Here is a 393-nt window from a genome sequence, read left to right as displayed (position 1 = left end):
GACTTCTACCTCGATGTGCTCCGGCAAGTAAGGATGCCCCGTTGGTCGGGAGGGCGGGTGGTGCTGACCGGTGATGCAGCATGGTGCGCGACGCCGATCGCCGGTTACGGCACGACGCTGGCGGTCACCGGCGCCTACGTTCTGGCGCAGGAGCTCATCCGCTCCACCGACATGCGGGCGGCGTTCAAGGCCTATGAGCAGGCGATGCGCCCGATGGTCGAGGATGCCCAGAGCGTCCCCAAGCTTGCGCCGCGATTGGCGAATCCGCACAGCCGCCTCGGCATCGGGTTGCTCCACGGCGCGTTGCGCGTGGCGAGCCGCCCGGTTGTGCGCAGCGTCGCCGGCAAGTTGTTCGGTGGCCGCTCCAGGGACGTCGATCTCTCGCGCTATGAC

General features: G+C 68.2%; 1 protein-coding gene. It reads left to right on the top strand.

Annotated elements, in window-relative coordinates:
* Window positions 1-33: 33 nt before the first annotated feature.
* Window positions 34-393: FAD-dependent monooxygenase (locus AC0IYH_RS29670; RefSeq protein WP_471837650.1), on the top strand; the 360-nt coding region annotated here is incomplete at its 3' end.

The organism is Pseudomonas sp. AC463 (assembly GCF_979253585.1).
Note: the sequence above shows the minus strand (reverse complement) of the source record. Positions and strands in the feature narration are given on the sequence as shown.